The 19,367-nt window shown below is 68.6% G+C and carries 16 protein-coding genes and 1 tRNA gene; 8 read left to right on the forward strand and 9 right to left on the reverse strand.

Going from position 1 to position 19,367, the window contains the following annotated elements; all coding sequences use genetic code 11:
* Window positions 1-95: 95 nt before the first annotated feature.
* A tRNA-Leu gene (locus ABIC70_RS08795) sits at window positions 96-180 on the reverse strand.
* Window positions 181-306: 126 nt separating this feature from the next.
* Here ABIC70_RS08795 and ABIC70_RS08800 point away from each other — a divergent pair.
* Window positions 307-888 carry a YqaA family protein gene (locus ABIC70_RS08800; RefSeq protein WP_043353820.1) on the forward strand — a complete coding sequence of 194 codons (582 nt, stop codon included), beginning with the start codon at window positions 307-309 and terminating at the stop codon, window positions 886-888.
* 2 nt (window positions 889-890) lie between these two features.
* Complete coding sequence (locus tag ABIC70_RS08805) at window positions 891-1,379, forward strand: disulfide bond formation protein B (protein ID WP_043380413.1); 489 nt, start codon at window positions 891-893, stop codon at window positions 1,377-1,379.
* Window positions 1,380-1,404: 25 nt separating this feature from the next.
* Here the strand turns inward: ABIC70_RS08805 and ABIC70_RS08810 are convergent, their stop codons facing one another.
* From ABIC70_RS08810 to cpdR, 4 genes are all read right to left on the reverse strand, one after another.
* Complete coding sequence (locus ABIC70_RS08810; protein ID WP_354439473.1) at window positions 1,405-1,863, reverse strand: DUF1178 family protein; 459 nt, start codon at window positions 1,861-1,863, stop codon at window positions 1,405-1,407.
* Window positions 1,860-2,741, reverse strand: a complete 882-nt coding sequence (locus ABIC70_RS08815; RefSeq protein ID WP_354439474.1) for a carbon-nitrogen hydrolase family protein — start codon at window positions 2,739-2,741, stop codon at window positions 1,860-1,862. Before ABIC70_RS08815 ends, ABIC70_RS08810 begins: the two co-directional genes overlap by 4 nt.
* Window positions 2,734-3,003, reverse strand: a complete 270-nt coding sequence (gene grxC, locus ABIC70_RS08820; RefSeq protein WP_043353813.1) for a glutaredoxin 3 — start codon at window positions 3,001-3,003, stop codon at window positions 2,734-2,736. The genes ABIC70_RS08815 and grxC overlap by 8 nt, the downstream gene beginning before the upstream one ends.
* A 118-nt stretch (window positions 3,004-3,121) precedes the next feature.
* On the reverse strand, window positions 3,122-3,478 hold the full coding sequence (cpdR, locus tag ABIC70_RS08825; RefSeq protein ID WP_003603128.1) for a cell cycle two-component system response regulator CpdR: 357 nt from the start codon (window positions 3,476-3,478) through the stop codon (window positions 3,122-3,124).
* Between the two features lie 206 nt (window positions 3,479-3,684).
* Between cpdR and ABIC70_RS08830 the strand changes: the two genes are divergently transcribed.
* On the forward strand, window positions 3,685-4,587 hold the full coding sequence (locus ABIC70_RS08830; protein ID WP_043353811.1) for an N-formylglutamate amidohydrolase: 903 nt from the start codon (window positions 3,685-3,687) through the stop codon (window positions 4,585-4,587).
* A gap of 336 nt (window positions 4,588-4,923) precedes the next feature.
* Here ABIC70_RS08830 and galU read toward each other — a convergent pair whose 3' ends face one another.
* Window positions 4,924-5,793: a UTP--glucose-1-phosphate uridylyltransferase GalU gene (gene galU, locus ABIC70_RS08835; protein ID WP_043380421.1), complete on the reverse strand. Its 870-nt coding sequence runs from the start codon at window positions 5,791-5,793 to the stop codon at window positions 4,924-4,926.
* A gap of 175 nt (window positions 5,794-5,968) precedes the next feature.
* Here galU and galE point away from each other — a divergent pair, with 175 nt between their 5' ends.
* The 3 genes from galE (at window position 5,969) to ABIC70_RS08850 (ending at window position 9,680) form a co-directional block, all read left to right on the forward strand.
* A complete protein-coding gene (gene galE, locus ABIC70_RS08840) occupies window positions 5,969-6,961 on the forward strand; it encodes a UDP-glucose 4-epimerase GalE (RefSeq protein WP_043353807.1) in 993 nt (330 codons plus the stop codon).
* 4 nt (window positions 6,962-6,965) lie between these two features.
* On the forward strand, window positions 6,966-8,159 hold the full coding sequence (locus ABIC70_RS08845) for a lytic murein transglycosylase (protein WP_354439475.1): 1,194 nt from the start codon (window positions 6,966-6,968) through the stop codon (window positions 8,157-8,159).
* Window positions 8,160-8,252: 93 nt separating this feature from the next.
* Complete coding sequence (locus ABIC70_RS08850; protein ID WP_051044907.1) at window positions 8,253-9,680, forward strand: SGNH/GDSL hydrolase family protein; 1,428 nt, start codon at window positions 8,253-8,255, stop codon at window positions 9,678-9,680.
* Between the two features lie 28 nt (window positions 9,681-9,708).
* Here the strand turns inward: ABIC70_RS08850 and ABIC70_RS08855 are convergent, their stop codons facing one another.
* Together ABIC70_RS08855 and gltB are read right to left on the reverse strand one after the other, a co-directional pair.
* A complete protein-coding gene (locus tag ABIC70_RS08855) occupies window positions 9,709-11,142 on the reverse strand; it encodes a glutamate synthase subunit beta (RefSeq protein WP_043353802.1) in 1,434 nt (477 codons plus the stop codon).
* A 101-nt stretch (window positions 11,143-11,243) separates the two neighbouring features.
* Window positions 11,244-15,959: a glutamate synthase large subunit gene (gene gltB / locus ABIC70_RS08860; RefSeq protein ID WP_502915963.1), complete on the reverse strand. Its 4,716-nt coding sequence runs from the start codon at window positions 15,957-15,959 to the stop codon at window positions 11,244-11,246.
* Window positions 15,960-16,497: 538 nt separating this feature from the next.
* On the opposite strand from gltB, the gene ABIC70_RS08865 reads away from it, so the two are divergent.
* Window positions 16,498-17,343, forward strand: a complete 846-nt coding sequence (locus ABIC70_RS08865) for a chromosomal replication initiator protein DnaA (RefSeq protein WP_354439476.1) — start codon at window positions 16,498-16,500, stop codon at window positions 17,341-17,343.
* Window positions 17,344-17,380: 37 nt separating this feature from the next.
* Here ABIC70_RS08865 and fdhD read toward each other — a convergent pair whose 3' ends face one another.
* Complete coding sequence (gene fdhD / locus ABIC70_RS08870) at window positions 17,381-18,223, reverse strand: formate dehydrogenase accessory sulfurtransferase FdhD (RefSeq protein WP_446720939.1); 843 nt, start codon at window positions 18,221-18,223, stop codon at window positions 17,381-17,383.
* 300 nt (window positions 18,224-18,523) lie between these two features.
* Between fdhD and coxB the strand changes: the two genes are divergently transcribed.
* Window positions 18,524-19,363 carry a cytochrome c oxidase subunit II gene (gene coxB, locus ABIC70_RS08875; RefSeq protein WP_043348479.1) on the forward strand — a complete coding sequence of 280 codons (840 nt, stop codon included), beginning with the start codon at window positions 18,524-18,526 and terminating at the stop codon, window positions 19,361-19,363.
* Window positions 19,364-19,367: the final 4 nt, after the last annotated feature.

Here is a 19,367-nt window from a genome sequence, read left to right on the forward strand (position 1 = left end):
ACCGAACTTCGCGCGTCGATGGGATTCGCGCGGACAACGGGTCGCCCCTCATGGAGCCGCCGGACAGGACAGGCCGCACGATCGCCGGATGGCCATGGTGCGGGTAGAGGGAATCGAACCCCCACGCCTTGCGGCTGGCGATTTTGAGTCGCCCGCGTCTACCAGTTCCGCCATACCCGCGTACGGAGGGCTCTTCGCATAGGTCGGCGGGTCCGGCCAAGTGTTGTTTTTGCGGTGGGCGCCGATCTGGCCAAGGCGGGACGCCTATGCTCAAAGGGCGACCGATCGCTCACTTCGGGACCTTGCATGCTCCGCCGGCTGTACGCGTGGATCCTGGCCCTCAGCGACAGGCCGTCCGCGCCCTATGCGCTCGGCGCTGTGGCCTTCGCCGAAAGCTCCTTCTTCCCGGTTCCGCCGGACGCGATGCTGGTGCCCATGGCGGTCGCCCGACCGGACCGGGTCTGGCTCTACGCCACGATCACCACCGTCGCCTCGGTCATCGGCGGACTCGTGGGCTACGCGATCGGGGCCCTCCTGTTCGATTCCCTCGGGGAATGGCTCATCCGTCTCTACGGATTGCAGAACTCGGCCGCGACCTTCCAGGATTCCTACGCGCGCTACGGCCACTGGGTGATCCTGCTGAAGGGACTCACGCCGATCCCCTACAAGCTCGTCACGATCACCTCGGGCTTCGCCCATTACAGCCTGTTCTGGTTCACGGTACTTTCGATCGTGACCCGCGGCGCCCGCTTCTTCATCCTGGCCGGATTGCTTGGACGCTACGGCGTCCAGATTCGGGCCGTGCTCGACCGGCACCTCAACGCGGTTGCGGCGATCTCCGTCGCCGTCATCGTCCTCGGCTTCCTGCTCTTCAAGGTGATCCTGTAGCGATGAATACGGCGGCCGCCCTGCGCCTCAAGACCGCTGGCCTCTGGCTGGCAATCGCTTCCGCCCTCACCGTCGGAGCCGCGCTCGTTCTGCAGTACGGATACGGCTACGCGCCGTGCAAGCTCTGCCTGACAGAGCGGCTGCCCTATTACGCCGCGATCCCCCTGGGCCTTCTGGCCCTGTTCCTGCCGGAGCGCCTGGCACGGATCGCCCTCGGTCTGGCCGCCCTCGGCCTCCTCTACGGCGCCGGCATCGGGGTCTACCACGCCGGCGCGGAATGGGGCTTCTGGCCGGGGCCGGCCGATTGCGGGGGCGGCACCGGGACGAATCCGGGCCAGGTCGGCGACTTCCTCAACGCGCTCCAGACTACGAAGGTCGTCGATTGCTCGGTGGCGGCGCTGCGGGTGGCCGGGATCTCGCTCGCCGGCTGGAGTGCCCTGGTCTCGGCCGTGCTGGCGTCGTTCGCGGGGACCGCCGCCCTGCGGCCCTGAGGCTCGGGGCGGGTCTGGTATCCGCTCAGTTCCGGTCGTCCGGCAGGACCGGGATCGCCGCCACCTCGATGCCCTCGTCGATCAGCGCGCGCGCCTCCGCGGGGGTCGCCTCGCCATAGATCGAACGGCCCTGGGTCTCCCCGTAATGGATCCTGCGCGCCTCTTCGGGAAAGCGCGCGCCGACGTGCTCGGCATTCGCCACCACGTGCTCACGGAGCGCGCGCAGCATCGCCCGCAACTGACGCTCCGGCTCGGCGACCATGGTCACCGGCGCTTCCGCCTCCGCCTTCGCGGGCGGCGCAGATGCACGCGCCCGATCCGTGCGGGCGACGCTCGGCACCATCAGGGCCTTGCTGACCTTGGCGCTGTCGCAGACCGGGCACGTCACGAGCCCGCGTTCGACCTGCGTGTCGTAGGAGTCGGAGGACGGGAACCAGCTCTCGAAGCCGTGTCCGGCCTCGCAGACGAGACTGTAGCGGATCATTCTGTCGCTTGCTGTGCTGCCTGATGCGCCGCTTGAGCCTGGGAAGAGACGCGCTCGATGGTGAAGGGCCGACCGTGCTGCAGCGAGGGGATGCGGGCCCGGGACTCGGCGACCTGCGCGAGGTCGATCTCCGCCAGAATGATCCCGGGCTCGGCCCCGCCGGCATCGGCCAGCACCCGGCCCCAGGGATCGACGATCAGCGAATGGCCGTAGGTTTCGCGTCCGTCCTCGTGCAGGCCGCCCTGCGCCGCCGAGATCACGAAGGCCCCGGTCTCGATGGCGCGGGCCCGCTGCAGGACGTGCCAATGGGCCTCCCCGGTCTGACGGGTGAAGCAGGCGGGTGCCGTCAGCACGTCCGCGCCCGCTTCGGCGAGGGCGCGGTACAGGGCGGGAAATCGGATGTCGTAGCAGATCGTCAGGCCGAGGGTGGCCCACGGCGTCTCGGCGAGGACCGCGCAGGCACCTCCGGAATACGTGGCGGATTCCCGCCACCGCTCGCCGCTCGGCAGGTCGACATCGAAGAGGTGCAGCTTGTCGTAGGACGCCAGGATCGCGCCATCGGCGCCGATCAGGTAGGCCCGGTTGGCGATCTTGTCGCCGGACCGGACTGCGATCGAGCCGATCTGAACGACCGTGCCGGTCTGGCGCGCGGTCTCGCGGAGGGCCGCCAGGGTCTGGTCCTGCTCCTCGGCGGTGACGTGGGCGAACAGGCGCTCGCGGCTCCGCTCCACCAGGGATGTCATCTCGGGAGTCTGCACGTAGGCCGCGCCCCGGGACGCCGCTTCGCGCACACCCGCCACGGCCGCGTCGCGGTTCGCCGCGGGATCGCGCCCCGACCGCATCTGCACGCAGGCGGCCGTGAAGCGGGCCTCAGGCATCGGCCGTGTCCTTGAGCAGCGGGTCGAGCTTGCCCGCCCGGTCGAGGGCGTACAGGTCGTCGCAGCCGCCGACATGCGTGGCACCGATGAAGATCTGAGGCACGCTCGTACGGCCGCCCGCGCGCTCGACCATCGCGGTTCGAGCCCCCTGCGCGCGCTCGACGTCGATCTCCTGGAAGGCCACGCCCTTTTCCTTCAGCAGGCTTTTGGCCGCCGAGCAGTAGGGACACCAGCCCGTGGTGTAGATTGTGACCGGCTGCATCGCGAACGTCGTCCCGACCGTGAACTCCCGCCATATAGGAGTGCGGGACGCGACTTGCCTATGCCCGTGTCGCCACAGGCAAACTCGGTCGCGCCATGCCGGTGGCTCCGCGGCCGGCTCAGGCAGCCAGCAGTTTTTCGACCTCGTTCACGAGATCGCGCAAGTGGAAGGGCTTCGACAGGACCTTCGCGTCCTTCGGAGCCTTGGAATCCGGGTTGAGGGCCACGGCTGCGAAGCCGGTGATGAACATCACCTTGATATCGGGATCGAGCTCGGTGGCCCGGCGAGCCAGTTCGATACCGTCCATCTCGGGCATCACGATATCGGTCAGCAGCAGCTCGAACGGCTCCTCGCGCAGCCGGTTGTAGGCCGAGAGGCCGTTGTCGAAGGACAGGACATCATAGCCCGCATTCTGCAGCGCCTTGGCCAGAAACCGGCGCATGTCGTTGTCGTCTTCCGCCAGCAGGATTTTCATCGGCCGGATCCGAGCCTTCGAGTCGAGAAGTTGATCCCATAAAGGGAGGCGATGGTAAACAAGGTGTTAGGATGGAGCGCGCAGCGGGAGCCGCGTGTCTCACGGGCGACTGCCCCAGTCGCCGGCACGGAGTGGACAGGCGGTCGATCGCGCACCACAGTGAGCACCTGCCGTCCTCGTTCAACCGCCGGGGTGTCCACCAACCGATGACTGCATCCGAACCGGTACAGCCAGACGCCTTCGGATTTGCCCCGGCCTTTGCGGTCGACGAGCCCGCGGCGCACACCCTGCCCTTCGTCTTCAATACCGGTCATTCTGGAGCCGTCTACCCCCCAGACTTCATCGCAGCCTCGCGGCTCGACGCCCTGGCGCTGCGTCGTTCCGAGGACGCCTATGTCGAGCGCCTGTTCGCGCCCGTCGTCGAACTGGGCGCGCCGCTGCTGCGGGCCAACTTTCCCCGCGCCTTCCTCGACGTGAACCGCGAGCCGTACGAGCTCGACCCCCGCATGTTCGACGGGCGCCTGCCGCCCTTCGCCAACACCCGGTCGATGCGCGTGGCCGGCGGCCTCGGGACGGTCCCGCGCGTCGTCGCAGACGGTCAGGAAATCTACGCCCGGCGACTGCCCGTGGCCGAGGCGACCGCCAGGATCGAGGGCCTGTACAAGCCCTATCACCGCGCGTTGCGCAGCCTCATCCAGCGCACGGCGCGCGCGCATGGTTGCTGCATGCTCATCGACTGCCACTCGATGCCCTCATCGAGCCTGGGCCGCGACCCGGAGATGAAGGCCGACGTGGTGCTGGGTGACCGGTATGGCACGGCTTGCGCGCCCGCGCTGATCGACGGGTTCGAGGCCGCGTTCCGGGCTCGGGGTTTTCGCGTGGTGCGCAACAAGCCCTACGCGGGCGGGTTCATCACGGAGCATTATGGCGAGCCGAACCTGGATCGCCACGCGCTCCAGATCGAGGTCAACCGCGGCCTCTACATGAACGAGGTCAGCCTCGCGACGACGCCGGGCTTTCCGGCCCTGGTCGGAGCCTTGCGCGCCGTGATCGTCGAGGTCGCCCGAGATCTCGCGGAGGTCGTTCCGCGCCAAATCGCCGCGGAATAGCGATCGCGCCGGGACGTTCGGCGGAGACGGGTGCGGGAGGACCAGACAGAAAAAAGGCCACTCCCGAAGGAGCGGCCCGAAGTCTAGGGAGGAAACGCCCAAGAAGGGCAGCAGGACCGCGACGCCATCGCGATCCCGCAACGCACAAATTAAAGTGCGCCGCACAAGAAGCAAGGGCAAATCGTCGGATCCCGCTGCTCTGCGCGCATACCTGAACCGCGTGCGACGGACGCAAGAGGCCCACGCGGTCTCCGGGTGAGCGATCGGCCCCGATCACCGCGTTCGCGGGTCGGGGCCTGGACCTGGGCGGTTCGGCAGCCCCGGAGACGGCGCGCCTTAGCCCTGACGCTTCAGGAGCTTCTCGATTTCAGCCTTCAGCGGCCCCGCGAGGTCGTCCCGATCGAGGGCGTAGGCGAGATTGGCCGTGAGGAAGCCGAGCTTCGAGCCGGTGTCGTAGGTCCGGCCCTCGTAGCGCATGCCGTAGAACGCCTGCGTCTCCATCAGGTCGATCATGGCATCGGTAAGCTGGATCTCGCCGCCAGCGCCCTTCTTGCCATGCTCGAGAATACCGAAGATCTCGGGCTGCAGGATGTATCGGCCGGAAATGATGAAGTTCGAGGGCGCCGTGCCCTGCTTGGGCTTCTCGACCATGCCGGTGATCTGGAATGACTGACCGTAGGTCTCGCCGACGCTCACGATCCCGTACTGATGCGTTTCCTCCGGCTTCACCTCCTCGACGGCGATGATGTTGCCACCGTGGCGCTCATAGGCGGACAGCATCTGCTTCATGCAGCCGCGGCTGAGCATGTCGGGGAGCAGGACCGCGAAGGGCTCGTCGCCGACGATCTCCCGGGCGCACCACACCGCGTGGCCCAGGCCCAGCGGGGCCTGCTGCCGGGTGAAACTCGTCTGGCCCGCCTTCGGCAGGTCCTTCTTCAGTTCCTCATAGGCGGCCGTCTTCCCCCGCTCCTGGAGCGTGTGGTCGAGTTCGAACGCCATGTCGAAATGATCCTCGATCACGGCCTTGCCGCGACCGGTCACGAAGATGAAGTGTTCGATCCCCGCCTCACGGGCCTCGTCGACGACATGCTGCACGACCGGCCGGTCCACGACCGTGAGCATTTCCTTCGGGACCGCCTTCGTGGCTGGCAGGAAGCGCGTGCCAAGGCCCGCGACGGGCAGGACGGCCTTGCGGATCGGTTTCATCAAACGGTAACCCCGGAACAGGATGGAGCGACGTGGTCGGCGGTGCCGTCAGTGAGATAGCTTAACGCGAGCCGTCGCAAGGGTTCTACGTCGATAGTATGAAGCAGCGGAGCGTAAATTTCCCGTCTGCAATCGCGTAATCAGGCTCGGCGGGACGGCGTCAGGGTGGGGGGTCATGGCGGTTCTGGTTACGGGCGGTGCCGGCTACATCGGCAGCCACATGGTGCTGGCGCTGCTCGATGCGGGCCACGAGGAGGTGATCGTCCTGGACGATCTGTCCACCGGCTTCGACTGGGCGGTTCCGGAGGGCGTCAAGCTCGTGGTCGGAGACGTGGCCGACCAAGCCCTTGTCACGCAGACGATCCTTCAGCATCGGATCGATGCCCTCGCCCACTTCGCCGCCAAGATCGTCGTGCCCGACTCGGTGGCCGATCCGCTGGGTTACTACCTGTCCAACACGGTCAAGACGCGATCGCTGGTCGAGGCCTCCGTGCGGGCCGGCGTCCGGCACGTCATTTTCTCCTCGACCGCAGCCGTCTACGGGGAGCCCGAGGTCGTGCCGGTTCCCGAGGACCTGCCACTGAAGCCGATCAATCCCTACGGCCGCTCGAAGCTGATGAGCGAATGGATGATCGCCGATGCCGCGGCCGCGCACGGCTTCTCGTACGTGATTCTGCGCTATTTCAACGTGGCCGGCGCGGATCCTGAGGGTCGGTCCGGCCAGTCGACGCCGAATGCCACCCACCTCATCAAGGTCGCCACGCAGGCGGCGCGAGGACAGCGCGCGCGGCTCGACGTCTTCGGGACCGATTACCCGACCCCCGACGGGTCCTGCCTGCGCGACTACATCCAGGTCTCGGACCTCGCCGAAGCGCATCGTCTGGCCCTCGACCACCTCCGGTCGGGCGGCGACAGCCTGACGCTGAATTGCGGCTATGGCCGCGGTTACTCCGTGCTTGAGGTCATCGAGGTCGTGAAGCGTCTATCCGGCCGCGACTTCGAGGTCAGGCTCTGCCCGCGTCGTGCGGGAGATCCGGCCCGGATCGTGGCCGAGGGCGCGTTGATCCGCGAGCGTTTGGGCTGGCAGCCCCGGCATGACGATCTGGACGCCATCGTCGCTCAGGCCCTGGCCTGGGAGGAGCGCCTGGAAACGCGCAACCGGATCTGACCGAATGATGTCCCGCAGAGGGCTGCTCGCCGCGGCGGCCTGTCTCGCCGCGGGAGAGGTCCGCGCCGAAGATACCTTCCAGGCCTTCGTGGCAGCGCTCCGACCGGACGCGGCTGCGCGGGGCGTCTCCGCGCAGACCTTCGACGCGGCATTCCGCGGAATCACCGGCCCGGACCCCGGCATCCTGGCGCATACGCGCCGCCAGAGCGAATTCGTCCGGCCCGTCTGGGACTACCTCGTCGGCGCCGTCTCCCCCGGACGCATCGCGCGCGGACGCGCCCGTGCCGCGGCCGTCGCAACGACCCTCCAGGCCATCGAAACCCGCTTCGGCGTGCCGGGGCCGATGGTCACGGCGTTCTGGGGCGTGGAATCGGATTTCGGGGCCAGCGCGGGCAGCGTTCCCACCATCCGAGCGCTGGCGACTCTGGCCGAGGCGCGCCACCGCGGCACGCTGTTTCGCGACGAACTCCTTGCCGCTCTCACGATCCTGCAGCGCGGCGACATCACGCCCGACCGGATGAGCGGCAGCTGGGCCGGGGCCATGGGCCAGGTCCAGTTCCTGCCCTCCACCTATCTGGCACATGCGGTCGATTTCGACGGGGACGGGCGGCGCGACATCTGGGCCAGCGCGGCGGATTCGCTCGCCTCGATCGCGGCCTACCTCAAGGATCTCGGCTGGGATCCGGCCCTGTCCTGGGGCTACGAGGTGCGCCTGCCGAAAGATTTCGACCTGAGCCGATACAACGACGAGCTCGGCTCGTTCGCCGAGCGCGGCGTTGCCCGCACGGACGGGAAACCTCTGCCCGGCCGCGGCCGGGCCAGCCTGTTCCTGCCCGGGGGCCTCGGCGCCCCGGTCTTCCTGATCACCGACAATTTCGAGGTGATCCGAGGCTATAACACCTCGGATTCCTACGCTCTGGCCGTGGGCCACCTCGCGGACCGTCTCGGCGGCGGACCGCCGCTGGCGGCTCCCTGGCCGGCCGCAGGGGCGCGCCTCGACGGGCCGGGCCTTCGGGCCCTGCAGACCGGTCTGGCGGCCGCCGGCTTCTACGACGGTCCGACGGATGGCCGCGCCGGCCCGAAGCTGCGTGAGGCGGTGCGCCGCTATCAGATCAGCGTCGGATTGCCGGCTGACGGCTATGCCACGCCGGCCCTGCTCAGCCGGGTCACGGGACAGCCGGCGTCGCCGCGACGCTGATCCCCGCGAGAGGTTTAGACCCGCCGTCAGCTTCCACCTATACTGTGCGCGTTCCGAACGGGTTGGGTTCGGCGTACAGCGTACGGGATGCGCATGGTAGTCGCTCGTCGGCGTCACTCGGAACGCCCGTTGCTCCTCGGCCTCGCGGCCCTGCTGGGGCTCGCCGGTCTGTCCGTCCTCGGCGGGGGACCGGCCCGCGCGCAATGGGGCGACAGCTATCAGCAGCCCGGCGGCGGCACCTATTACGAGGCTCCGCCGCGGCGTCGGCCACGGGATGCGTATTACCGTGACGACGGCACATACGGGCGCCAACCGCGATATGCGCCGCAGCAGGAGGCGCCGCGCCAGTTCTACTGGCCCTGGGAGGACAGGCCGCAGCCGGTGGCGCCACAGCCGGAGCGCACCTACCGGGCGCCACGCTCACGTCCCCCCTACGCGACCGGGGAGGCACAACGACCGGCTCCCGCGGTGAAACGGCGGGTCCGCCCGGCGCGGGCGCCGACGCCGCCGAAGCCGGCCGTCGCCAAGACCGAGCCGAACGTCCAGATCGCCGTGTTCGGCGATTCCCTGGCCGACCATCTCGCGAAGGGCCTCGACGACGTCTTCGAGGACAATGCCGACGTCGCCGTGATCGACCGTGCCAAAGGCGACAGCGGCCTCGTACGCAAGGACGTGGTCGACTGGCCAAAGGTTGCCCAGGACTATCTCCAGAGCAACGCGAAGGTGCGCTACGCCTTCGTGATGATGGGCGCCAACGATCGGCAGCCGATCCGCGACGGGGACGAGACGGTCGATCCGCTGACGGATCGCTGGCGTGCCCTCTATCGCGCACGGGTCGAAGCGCTGGTGAAGGTGTTCGTCGATCGCAGGATCCCGCTGATCTGGGTCGGATTGCCGCCGATGCAGAGCGAATCGCTGAGCCGCGATCTCGCGTCGCTGAACGAGATCGTGCGCGACAGCGTGACCAAGGCCGGCGGCACCTATGTCGATATCTGGCCGGGCTTCGTGGACGATCGGGACCGGTACGCGGCGTCGGGACCGGATCCGGAAGGACAGATCGCCAAGCTGCGCACCGCGGACGGTGTCCACTTCACCAAAGCGGGTGACCGCAAGCTCGCGCATTTCGCCGATGTCGAGCTGAAGCGCCTCATGGGCACCGTGCCGGGATCGGCCGAGCCTTCGCCCACCGCAACCGTTGCGCCGACGGCGCCGTCCTCGACCTCGGGGCCCAGCCTCGACGGGCCCGCGCCGGCAACCGACACCGCGGCGATCGATCGACAGATCACCGCCATGCTGCCGAGCCTGCCGGAACCCCCCGGCGTGCCGGCGCTTCCGGTCAAGCCCGCGGCCGGACCTGTGGTCCCGCTGAGCCGCATGGAGGTCTCGCCCGGCGGCGCCCTCCTGAACGGGCGGCCGCGCGAGCCGGACAACCTCGGCACCGTGGAGCGGACGCTTCTGCGCGGAAACGCCCCCATGCCGCAGCCCGGCCGCGCCGACGATTTCCGCTGGCCGCCCGGCTGAGCCGGGCGCGCCTCTCTCTCGGTCAGCCTCAGCGCGGAAGGACGCTCGCGCCCATCAGGGTCTCGTCGATGGCGCGCGCCGCCTGACGTCCCTCGCGAATAGCCCAGACCACCAGGGACTGGCCGCGGCGCATGTCGCCCGCCGCCCAGATCTTCGGATCCGAGGTCTGGTAGTCGTCCTCGTTGGCCTCGACGTTGCCGCGCTTGCTCACGCCGATTCCGGATTGCTCCAGAAGGCCCTTCTGGACCGAGCCGGCGAAGCCGATCGCCATGAAGACGAGGTCGGCGGGCAGGACGAACTCGGTGCCGGGAATCGGCTGACGCTTGGCGTCGACCCGGGCGCAGACCACACCGGTGAGCTGGCCCTTCTTGTTGCCCTGAAGCCGGAGCGTCGCGGCCTGGAACTCGCGCTCCGCCCCCTCAGCCTGGCTGGACGAGGTCCGCATCTTCGTCGGCCAGTACGGCCAGACGGTCAGCTTGTCCTCCCGCTCGGGGGGACGGGGGCGGATGTCGAGCTGCGTCACCGACAGGGCACCCTGGCGGAACGCCGTACCGACGCAGTCGGAGGCGGTGTCGCCGCCGCCGATGACGACCACGTTCTTGCCGCCCGCCAGGATCGGCAGCTCGCCGTTGCCGCGCATCGGCTCGCTGCTGACCCGGCGGTTCGACTGGACGAGATAGGGCATCGCGTAGTGAACGCCCTCCAGCTCCTGTCCCGGGAGCTGCGGGTTGCGGGGATCCTCGGCGCCGCCGCAGAACATCACGGCGTCGAACTCGGCCTTGAGCTCGTCCACCGACTTCGTCACGCCGATGTTCTGGTTGTAGTGGAAGACGACGCCCTCGGCCTCCATCTGGCGCACGCGCCGATCGATGTGCCGCTTCTCCATCTTGAAGTCGGGGATGCCGTAGCGCAGCAGGCCGCCGGCCTTCGGCTCGCGCTCGAAGACATGGACGTCGTGACCGACCCGGGCGAGCTGCTGCGCCGCCGCCATGCCCGCGGGACCGGAGCCGACGATGGCGACGCGCTTGCCGGTGCGGGTCTCCGCGGGCTCGGGCTTGACCCAGCCCATGTTCCAGGCCCGGTCGGCGATCGCCTGCTCGATCGTCTTGATGGCGACGGGCTGGTTCTCGAGATTCAGCGTGCAGGCTTCCTCGCACGGCGCGGGGCAGATGCGGCCGGTGAACTCGGGGAAGTTGTTGGTGGAATGGAGGTTGCGCGCAGCCTCCTCCCAATCCGACTGGAAGACGAGGTCGTTCCAGTCCGGGATCTGGTTGTGGACCGGGCAGCCCGTCGGGCCGTGACAGAACGGGATGCCGCAATCCATGCAGCGGGCCGCCTGTTTGGTCAGGTCGTGCTCGTCGAGCGGCAGCGTGAACTCGCGGAAATGCCGGACCCGGTCGGCGGCGAGCTGGTACTTCTGCTCCTGCCGGTCGAACTCGAGGAAACCTGTGATCTTGCCCATTGGTCCGCCCCTGGGCCGGCCAGTCCGTGACTGCGCTGCCCGCGTCGTCTCACATCATGCGTGCGTGACCGGGCGGCGAACCGCCCGGTTCGGGTGTCCGCCTATTCCGCGGCCACCGGCATCCGCGCCATCTCCATCTCGCGCAGCGCCCGGCGGTACTCCACCGGCATGACCTTCACGAACTTGGTGCGGTAGCCGCTCCAATCGTCGAGGATCGCCTTGGCGCGGGGGCTGCCCGTGTACTTGAGATGGTTGGTGATGAGCTGCGTCAGCCGCTCCTCGTCGTGCCCGGACATGTCGGCCAGGATGTCGACCCGCCCCTTGGTCTCCAGATCGCCGTCCTGGTGGAAGCGACGCATCAGGTCGTCCTCCTCCTCGACCGGCTCCAGATCGACCATCGACAGGTTGCAGCGCGCCGAGAACGAGCCGTCCTCGTCGAGCACGTAGGCGATGCCGCCCGACATGCCGGCCGCGAAGTTGCGCCCGGTCTCGCCGATCGACACGACCACGCCGCCGGTCATGTACTCGCAGCCATGGTCGCCCATGCCCTCGACCACCGTGATGGCGCCCGAGTTCCGCACGGCGAAGCGCTCGCCGGCAGAGCCGCGAATGTAGCACTCGCCCGCGATCGCCCCGTACAGCACGGTGTTGCCGACCATGATGGTCCGGTCCTGCGGCGACTTCAGCGCGTCGCTCGGCCGGATGATCAGCTTGCCGCCCGACAGGCCCTTGCCGACATAGTCGTTGCCGTGGCCCGTCAATTCGAGGGTCACGCCGGCCGCCACCCAGGCGCCGAAGCTCTGGCCGGCGGTGCCGGCGAGCTTCACCACGATGGTGTCGTCGGGCAGGCCCTCGTGCCCATGCGCCTTGGCGACCATGCCGGACAGCATCGCTCCGGTCGCCCGATCCGAATTCCGGATCGTGTCGGTCAGGACCACGGGCTCGCCGGTCTCGATGGCGCGCTGGGCACCCGCGATCAGGCGACGGTCGAGGACCGTGTCGATCGGGTGATGCTGCACCTCCACGTGGCGGATCGCCGTGCCCTCGGCCACCTTCGGCCGATGGAACAGCTTGGTGAAGTCGAGCCCGCGCGCCTTCCAGTGGGCGATGGCGTCGACCTTGTCGAGCAGGTCCGAGCGTCCGACCGCTTCCTCCAGCTTGGTGAAGCCCAGCGACGCCAGGATCTCGCGCACCTCCTCGGCCACGAAGAAGAAGTAGTTCACCACGTGCTCGGGCGTGCCCTTGAAGCGCTTGCGCAGCACCGGATCCTGCGTGGCAACGCCCACCGGACAGGTGTTCAGATGGCACTTGCGCATCATGATGCAGCCGGCGGCGATCAGCGGCGCCGTCGAGAAGCCCATCTGGTCGGCGCCGAGCAGAGCCGCGATGATCACGTCGCGCCCGGTGCGGATACCGCCGTCGGCCTGGAGGGCGACGCGCCCGCGCAGGCCGTTGAGCACCAGCGTCTGCTGGGTCTCGGCCAGCCCGGTCTCCCAAGGCCCGCCCGCATGCTTGAGCGAGGTCAGCGGCGCGGCACCGGTGCCGCCGTCGAAGCCCGAGATCGTGATGTGGTCGGCCCGCGCCTTGGCGACGCCGGCCGCGACCGTGCCGACGCCGACCTCGGAAACGAGCTTCACTGACACGTCCGCCGACGGATTCACATTCTTCAGGTCGAAGATCAGCTGGGCCAGATCCTCGATCGAGTAGATGTCGTGGTGGGGTGGCGGCGAGATCAGACCGACGCCCGGCGTGGCGTAGCGGACCTTGGCGATCTTGGCATCGACCTTGTGGCCGGGCAGCTGGCCGCCCTCGCCGGGCTTGGCGCCCTGCGCGACCTTGATCTGCATCATGTCGGAATTGACGAGGTATTCCGTCGTGACGCCGAAACGGCCGGACGCAACCTGCTTGATCGAGGACCGGCGCGAGCGCCCGTCCGGCAGCGGCTTGAACCGCTCGACTTCCTCGCCGCCCTCGCCGGAGTTCGAGCGGCCGCCGAAGGAGTTCAGCGCGATGGCGAGCGTCTCGTGCGCCTCCTTGGAGATGGAGCCGTACGACATGGCGCCGGTGGCGAAGCGCTTGACGATCTCGGAGGCCGGCTCGACCGACTCCAGCGGGACCGGCTGACGGCCGATCTCCGGCGCCGACTTGATCCGGAACAGGCCGCGAAGCGTCTTGAGCTGGTGCTCCTGGCGGTTCACGAGATCGGCATATTCCCGGTAGCGCTCGGGCACGTTGAGGCGCACCGCGTGCTGCAGCGTGGCCACCGTGTCCGGCGTCCAGGTGTGGGTCTCGCCGCGCAGGCGGTAGGCGTACTCGCCGCCGACATCGAGGGCGTTCCGGTAGACCGGCGCGTCCCCGAAGGCGTCGCGGTGACGGCGCACCGTCTCCTCGGCGATCTCGGCCATGCCGACGCCCTCGATGGTCGTCGCCGTGCCGAAGAAGTCGCGGCCCACGAAGGTCGAGTTCAGGCCGACCGCGTCGAAGATCTGGGCGCCGCAATAGGACTGGTAGGTCGAGATGCCCATCTTGGACATCACCTTCAGCAGGCCCTTATCGATCGCCTTGATGTAACGGTAGATGATCTCGTCGTCGGTGAGATCCGGGGGGAACTCATCCTTCATCTCGAGCAGCGTCTCGAAGGCGAGATACGGGTTGATCGCCTCGGCGCCGTAGCCCGCCAGGCAAGCGAAGTGATGCACTTCGCGCGGCTCGCCCGATTCGACCACGAGGCCGACCGAGGTCCGCAGCCCCTTGCGGATCAGGTAATTGTGGACGGAGGCCGTGGCGAGAAGCGCCGGAATCGGGATCCGGTCCGGCCCGACCGCCCGGTCGGTGAGAACGATGATATTGTAGCCGCCGCGCACCGCAGCCTCGGCCCGGTCGCAGAGGCGGTCCAGCGCCCCGTCCATGGCCTGCGCGCCCGACTCGGCCGGGTAGGTCATGTCGAGCGTCTTGGTGTCGAACCGGTCCTCGAAATGGCCGATCGAGCGGATCTTCTCCAGGTCACCGTTCGTCAGGATCGGCTGGCGGACCTCCAGGCGCTTGCGCCGGGAGGCGCCTTCCATGTCGAGCAGGTTCGGCCGCGGCCCGATGAACGACACGAGGCTCATCACGGCCTCCTCGCGGATCGGGTCGATCGGCGGGTTCGTGACCTGCGCGAAGTTCTGCTTGAAGTAGGTGTAGAGCAGCTTCGACTTCTCGGAGAGCGCCGAGAGGGGCGTATCCGTGCCCATCGAGCCGACCGCCTCCTGGCCGGTGACGGCCATGGGCTGCATCAGCAGCTTGAGGTCTTCCTGGGTGTAGCCGAAGGCCTGCTGACGATCGAGCAGGCTGACGTCGCCGCGCGACTCGCGCGGCTGCACCGGGCGCAGATCCTCCAGGACGATCTGGGTGTTCTTGACCCAATCGGCATAGGGGTGCGCGGCGGCGAGCTCGCCCTTGATCTCCTCGTCCGAGACGATGCGCCCCTTCTGCAGGTCGATCAGCAGCATGCGGCCCGGCTGGAGGCGCCAGGATTGCACGATCTTCTCGTCCGGGATCGGCAGGGTACCCATCTCGGAGGCGAGCACCACGAGGCCGTCATCGGTGACGATGTAGCGGGCCGGGCGCAGACCGTTCCGGTCGAGGGTCGCGCCGATCTGGCGGCCGTCCGTGAAGGCCACGGCGGCGGGGCCGTCCCACGGTTCCATCAGCGCGGCGTGATACTCGTAGAAGGCGCGCCGCTCCTCGGTCATCAGCGGGTTGCCGGCCCAGGCCTCCGGGATGAGCATCATCATCGCGTGGGCGAGCGGGTATCCGCCCTGCACGAGGAACTCGAGGGCGTTGTCGAAGCAGGCGGTATCCGACTGCCCTTCGTACGAGATCGGCCACAGCTTCGAGATGTCGTTGCCGAACAGGTCGGAATCGACGCTCGCCTGACGGGCGGCCATCCAGTTGACGTTGCCCCGCAGCGTGTTGATCTCGCCGTTATGGGCGACCATCCGGTACGGGTGCGACAGCCGCCAGGTCGGGAACGTATTGGTGGCGAAACGCTGGTGGACGAGGGCGATCGCCGAGACGAAGCGCTTGTCCTTCAGGTCGAGGAAGTAGCCGCCGAGCTGCGTGACCAGCACCATGCCCTTGTAGACGATGGTCCGGGACGACACGGAGACCGGGTAGAACTCCTTCACCCGCGGGTCTTCGAGGGCGTAGACCTTGTTGGAGATCACCTTGCGGGCGACATAGACCCGGCGCTCGAACGCGTCCTGGTCGGTGACCGAGGCCGGCCGGCCGATGAAGACCTGACGGTGATGCGGCTCGGTCGCCTTCACGGCCTCTCCGAGATCCTCCGGATCGACCGGCACGTCGCGCCAGCCGAGCAGCGGCAGGCCCTCGGCGGCGAGCGCCGATTCGACGATCTCCTGAATGATCGCCCGCGGCTCGTCCGCCTTCGGCATGAAGAACTGGCCGATCGCGTACGAACCCGCCGGCGGCAGCTCGAATCCGAGACGCGAGCATTCCTCGGCGAAGAAGCCGTGCGGAATCTGCGTGAGGATGCCGCAGCCGTCGCCCATCTTGGGATCGGCGCCCACCGCACCGCGATGGTCGAGGTTCTCCAGGATCTTCAGACCCTGCGCGACGATCGCGTGGGTCCGGCGGTCGTGCATGTCGGCGATGAAGCCGACGCCGCAGGCATCGCGCTCGTTCGCGGGATCGTAGGAACCCTGGGCTTTCGGAAGGGCGGGATCGCGCACGATGAGCGGCATCGCGGCGCCGCGCGGGGCGGCAGCCTGGGCCGTGGACGCAGCAAACTCTTCGGCAGCCCTGCGTTGTGACATGCTTCGTCTCGTCCTTCCCTCGAACCCGTCCGCAGCCAAGAACCCGCGAGCATGTTTCATGCCCGCAAGCCGTCGGCGCCCGGCGCTTCGGCCTCTTGCCGCAGGCCATCCGGCCGGTCCGGGTGGACACGTCCGTCGGCTTGCGTTCATCGAGGACCCAGACCGCTCAGGGAGCGGTGCGCTGGCGCGCCCGTATCCGTCAGCCGAAGAACTCGCCCGCGCGCGAGACGGCGACGGCCGGGGTGCACGGCCGATGGGACAGTTGTGCTGTCCTAAGTCGCAAAACTGCCAGATTGAAATGTTTTCAGCAAGAGACTGCTGGCGGCTGCGGCGTCGCCGCTCTGGATGAGGGGGCGGACCCGGCTCCCGGCCTCCGCAATCTCGCCCGAATCGCGGGTTCTACCGGGCAGGCCGAGCACAAGCGGCATGCGGGGCAACGACCTCGCCGGCATGGTCGTGGTCCGGGTCCACCGGCCCGGACCATGCCGGAACCGGACACTCTGCCGGGTCTCCAAACCGAGAACGCACAAGAGTGACGATGAAGAGCAGAGTTGCACGCCTCCGACGACCGACGATCCTGACGCTGGGCGCGGTCGTCCTATCGGCCGCGACCTGCCTGGGTGCATCCAGCGGCGCCCACGCGCAATTCGCTTTCGAGGATGAGGTCCTCCCCCCGCGCGTCGTGGCTTGGCGCCTCGCAGACCGCGGCTTCAGCGGCCTCAGCCGCCCGCGCTTCGACGGGCGGGTCTACGTCGTCGAGGCCGTCGGCCCCGCCGGCGTGCCGGTGCGGCTCTTCGTCGATCCGATGACAGGGGCGATCGTGGGCCGCCAGCGGACGGGCGCGCCGGAAACCTACGCGCGGCTTGAGCGTCCCACACCCGGATTCGGCTGGACCGAGGACGAGGCCCTCCCCCGTCGCGCGATCCGCCCGGCCCCGCCCGCCGAGGACGCGATGGCGCGACCGCAGCGCCGACCGGGTGGCGAAGCCTTCCGACCGGACGTCAATCCCGACGGGCTCAACCCCGACGGCGTCGTCCGCAGCGCTCCGTCCAGAAAGGTCGCACGGGCGACGCCCGCGCGCACGCCGGAGCTGAAGACGCCCCACCGCACCTCACCCGAGGCGCCGGCCCCCAAGATCGCTCCCGCCGACACGGCCAAGAGCGATCCGAATCCGCCCTCGGCGCCCGAGACCAAGGCGGCATCGATCGAGAAATCCCCCTCGCCGGCCCCGACGACGCCTGCTGCAGCACCCTCGAAGCCGGCCGGAGCCCCCGTCGCGGACGCGGCCAAGCCGGCCGCGAAGGACTGGAAGGACCCGCCGTCGGACAAGAAGCCGGTGCGGGTGATCGGCGGCGCCACCATCGTCCCGGGCCCGTCCGAATAGGCGCGCCGGCTCCGGCCTCGGTGTCACCCGCCGGTGCTCAGCCGCCGGCGGTCAGCCTCTCCGCGCCCGTGAAGACCGTGACGGTATCGGCCCGCGCGATGGCGCAGAGCGTCAGGCCATAGGATCGGGCACGTTCGAGGGCCAGCGACGTCGGTGCCGAGATGGCGACGATCACAGCCGCGCCGAGCCGTGCGGCCTTTTCAACCATCTCGAACGAGCAGCGGCTGGTGATGACGAGAAAACCCTCGTCCGCGGGCGTGCCCGCCCGCATCAGGGCGCCGATCAGCTTGTCGAGGGCGTTGTGGCGGCCGACATCCTCACGGACCGCCGCAAGGCTGCCGTCGCGGCGAGCCCAGGCCGCCGCGTGAACGGCGCGCGTCTCCGCGCCGAGCACCTGCGCCCGATCCAGCTCGGAGAGCGCGCGGGCAATGGCCGGTAGAGCGATCCGGACTTCGGACGCGGCCCGCCCCCCGGCCCGCGGCAGTTGCGCCAGATCCTCGATGCCACAGACGCCGCAACCGGTCCGGCCGCTGATGGCGCGCTTGCGCGCCAAGTGCTCGCGAAGCCGACCGGGCGCCAGATCGACGTGAAGGCGCAGGCCGTCCTCGGCCATCTCGACCCGGGTCGCGCGGATCTCGTCCACGCTGTCCACGATCCCTTCCGTGAGGCTGAACCCGTAGGCGAAATCCTCCAGATCGGCGGGCGTCGCCATCATCACCGCGTGCGGCACGCTGCCGTAGACGAGGTTGACCGGCGCCTCCGCTGCGAGCGCCCGCGTGTCCGGCTTCGGCGCCGAGCCGTCATAGGCCATCACCTGCATGGACACCGGCACCGCGCAGGGCGGCAGACCGGACGTTCGGCTTCCGGTTTCCGTCGACATCTCGAACTCCGATGGGGTGATACGAACGGCCGGCGATGGCTCATCCCCCGCGCCATGCGACCGTGAATGATTTCGCCGTTCCCTAGTGCGCCGACGCCACGAGACACCGCCAACTGGCTGGAAAGCGCGCGATGCGACGCTTGTGCGGTTGCACCTCGCCGGCCCTTGTGGTCTGAAGCCCCGGTCGGATAATGCCGGGTGACACAACCGGTACTCCGTCACGTCGGTACAATCCCGCACGCAGTCAAGACGGGACGGTTCGGCGGTAGCCAGATAGTTCAAGGGAGCCACGAGAGGCAGATGCGGACGGTGCGGACGATCAACCGGTCACTCTGGAGCCTCGCCGCTCTCGGCGCCCTGCTCTTCCCGATATCAGGCGCGCAGGCTGCGGGCTTCGGTCAGCCCGTGCCGTGGGAGATGGACCGGCAGATTCCGGTCACCGACAACGCGCGCGACATCCTGAACTTCGAAATCGGCCTGCACTGGCTGTCCCTCGGGATTTCCGTCTTCGTCCTGGGGCTGATCCTGTGGTGCATCTACCGCTTCAGCGAGAAGCGGAACCCGACGCCGTCGCGCACCACGCACAACACCGCCATCGAGATCGCCTGGACGATCGTGCCGGTGCTGATCCTGGTCGCCGTCGCGATCCCGTCCTTCCGCCTGCTGCGCACGCAGCTCTCGGATCCGAAGGCCGACATGATCGTCAAGGTCATCGGCCACGCGTGGTACTGGTCTTACGAGTACCCGCAGACCGAGGCAGGCGGCGGCTTCACCTTCGACGCCAACATCGACGAGGACAAGCAGCCGCGCCTGCTCCAGACCGACAACGAGATGGTCGTTCCGGTCAACAAGATCGTGAAGATCCAGGTCACTGCTGCCGACGTGCTGCATTCCTGGGCCATGCCGGCCTTCGGCTTCAAGATCGACGCCGTTCCCGGCCGCCTGAACCAGATGTGGTTCAAGGCCGACAAGGAAGGCACCTTCCACGGTCAGTGCTCGGAGCTGTGCGGCCAGCGCCATGCCTACATGCCGATCGTGGTCCGCGTGGTCAGCGAGCAGGCCTATGCCGAATGGCTGAAGGAGGCGAAGACCAAGTACGCCCGCATCGACAACGGCACGAGCTTCGCCGAGGCCCGCTGAGCCC

Origin of the sequence: Methylobacterium sp. 1973 (genome assembly GCF_040545035.1) — a bacterium.
Classification (GTDB): Bacteria; Pseudomonadota; Alphaproteobacteria; order Rhizobiales; family Beijerinckiaceae; genus Methylobacterium; species Methylobacterium fujisawaense.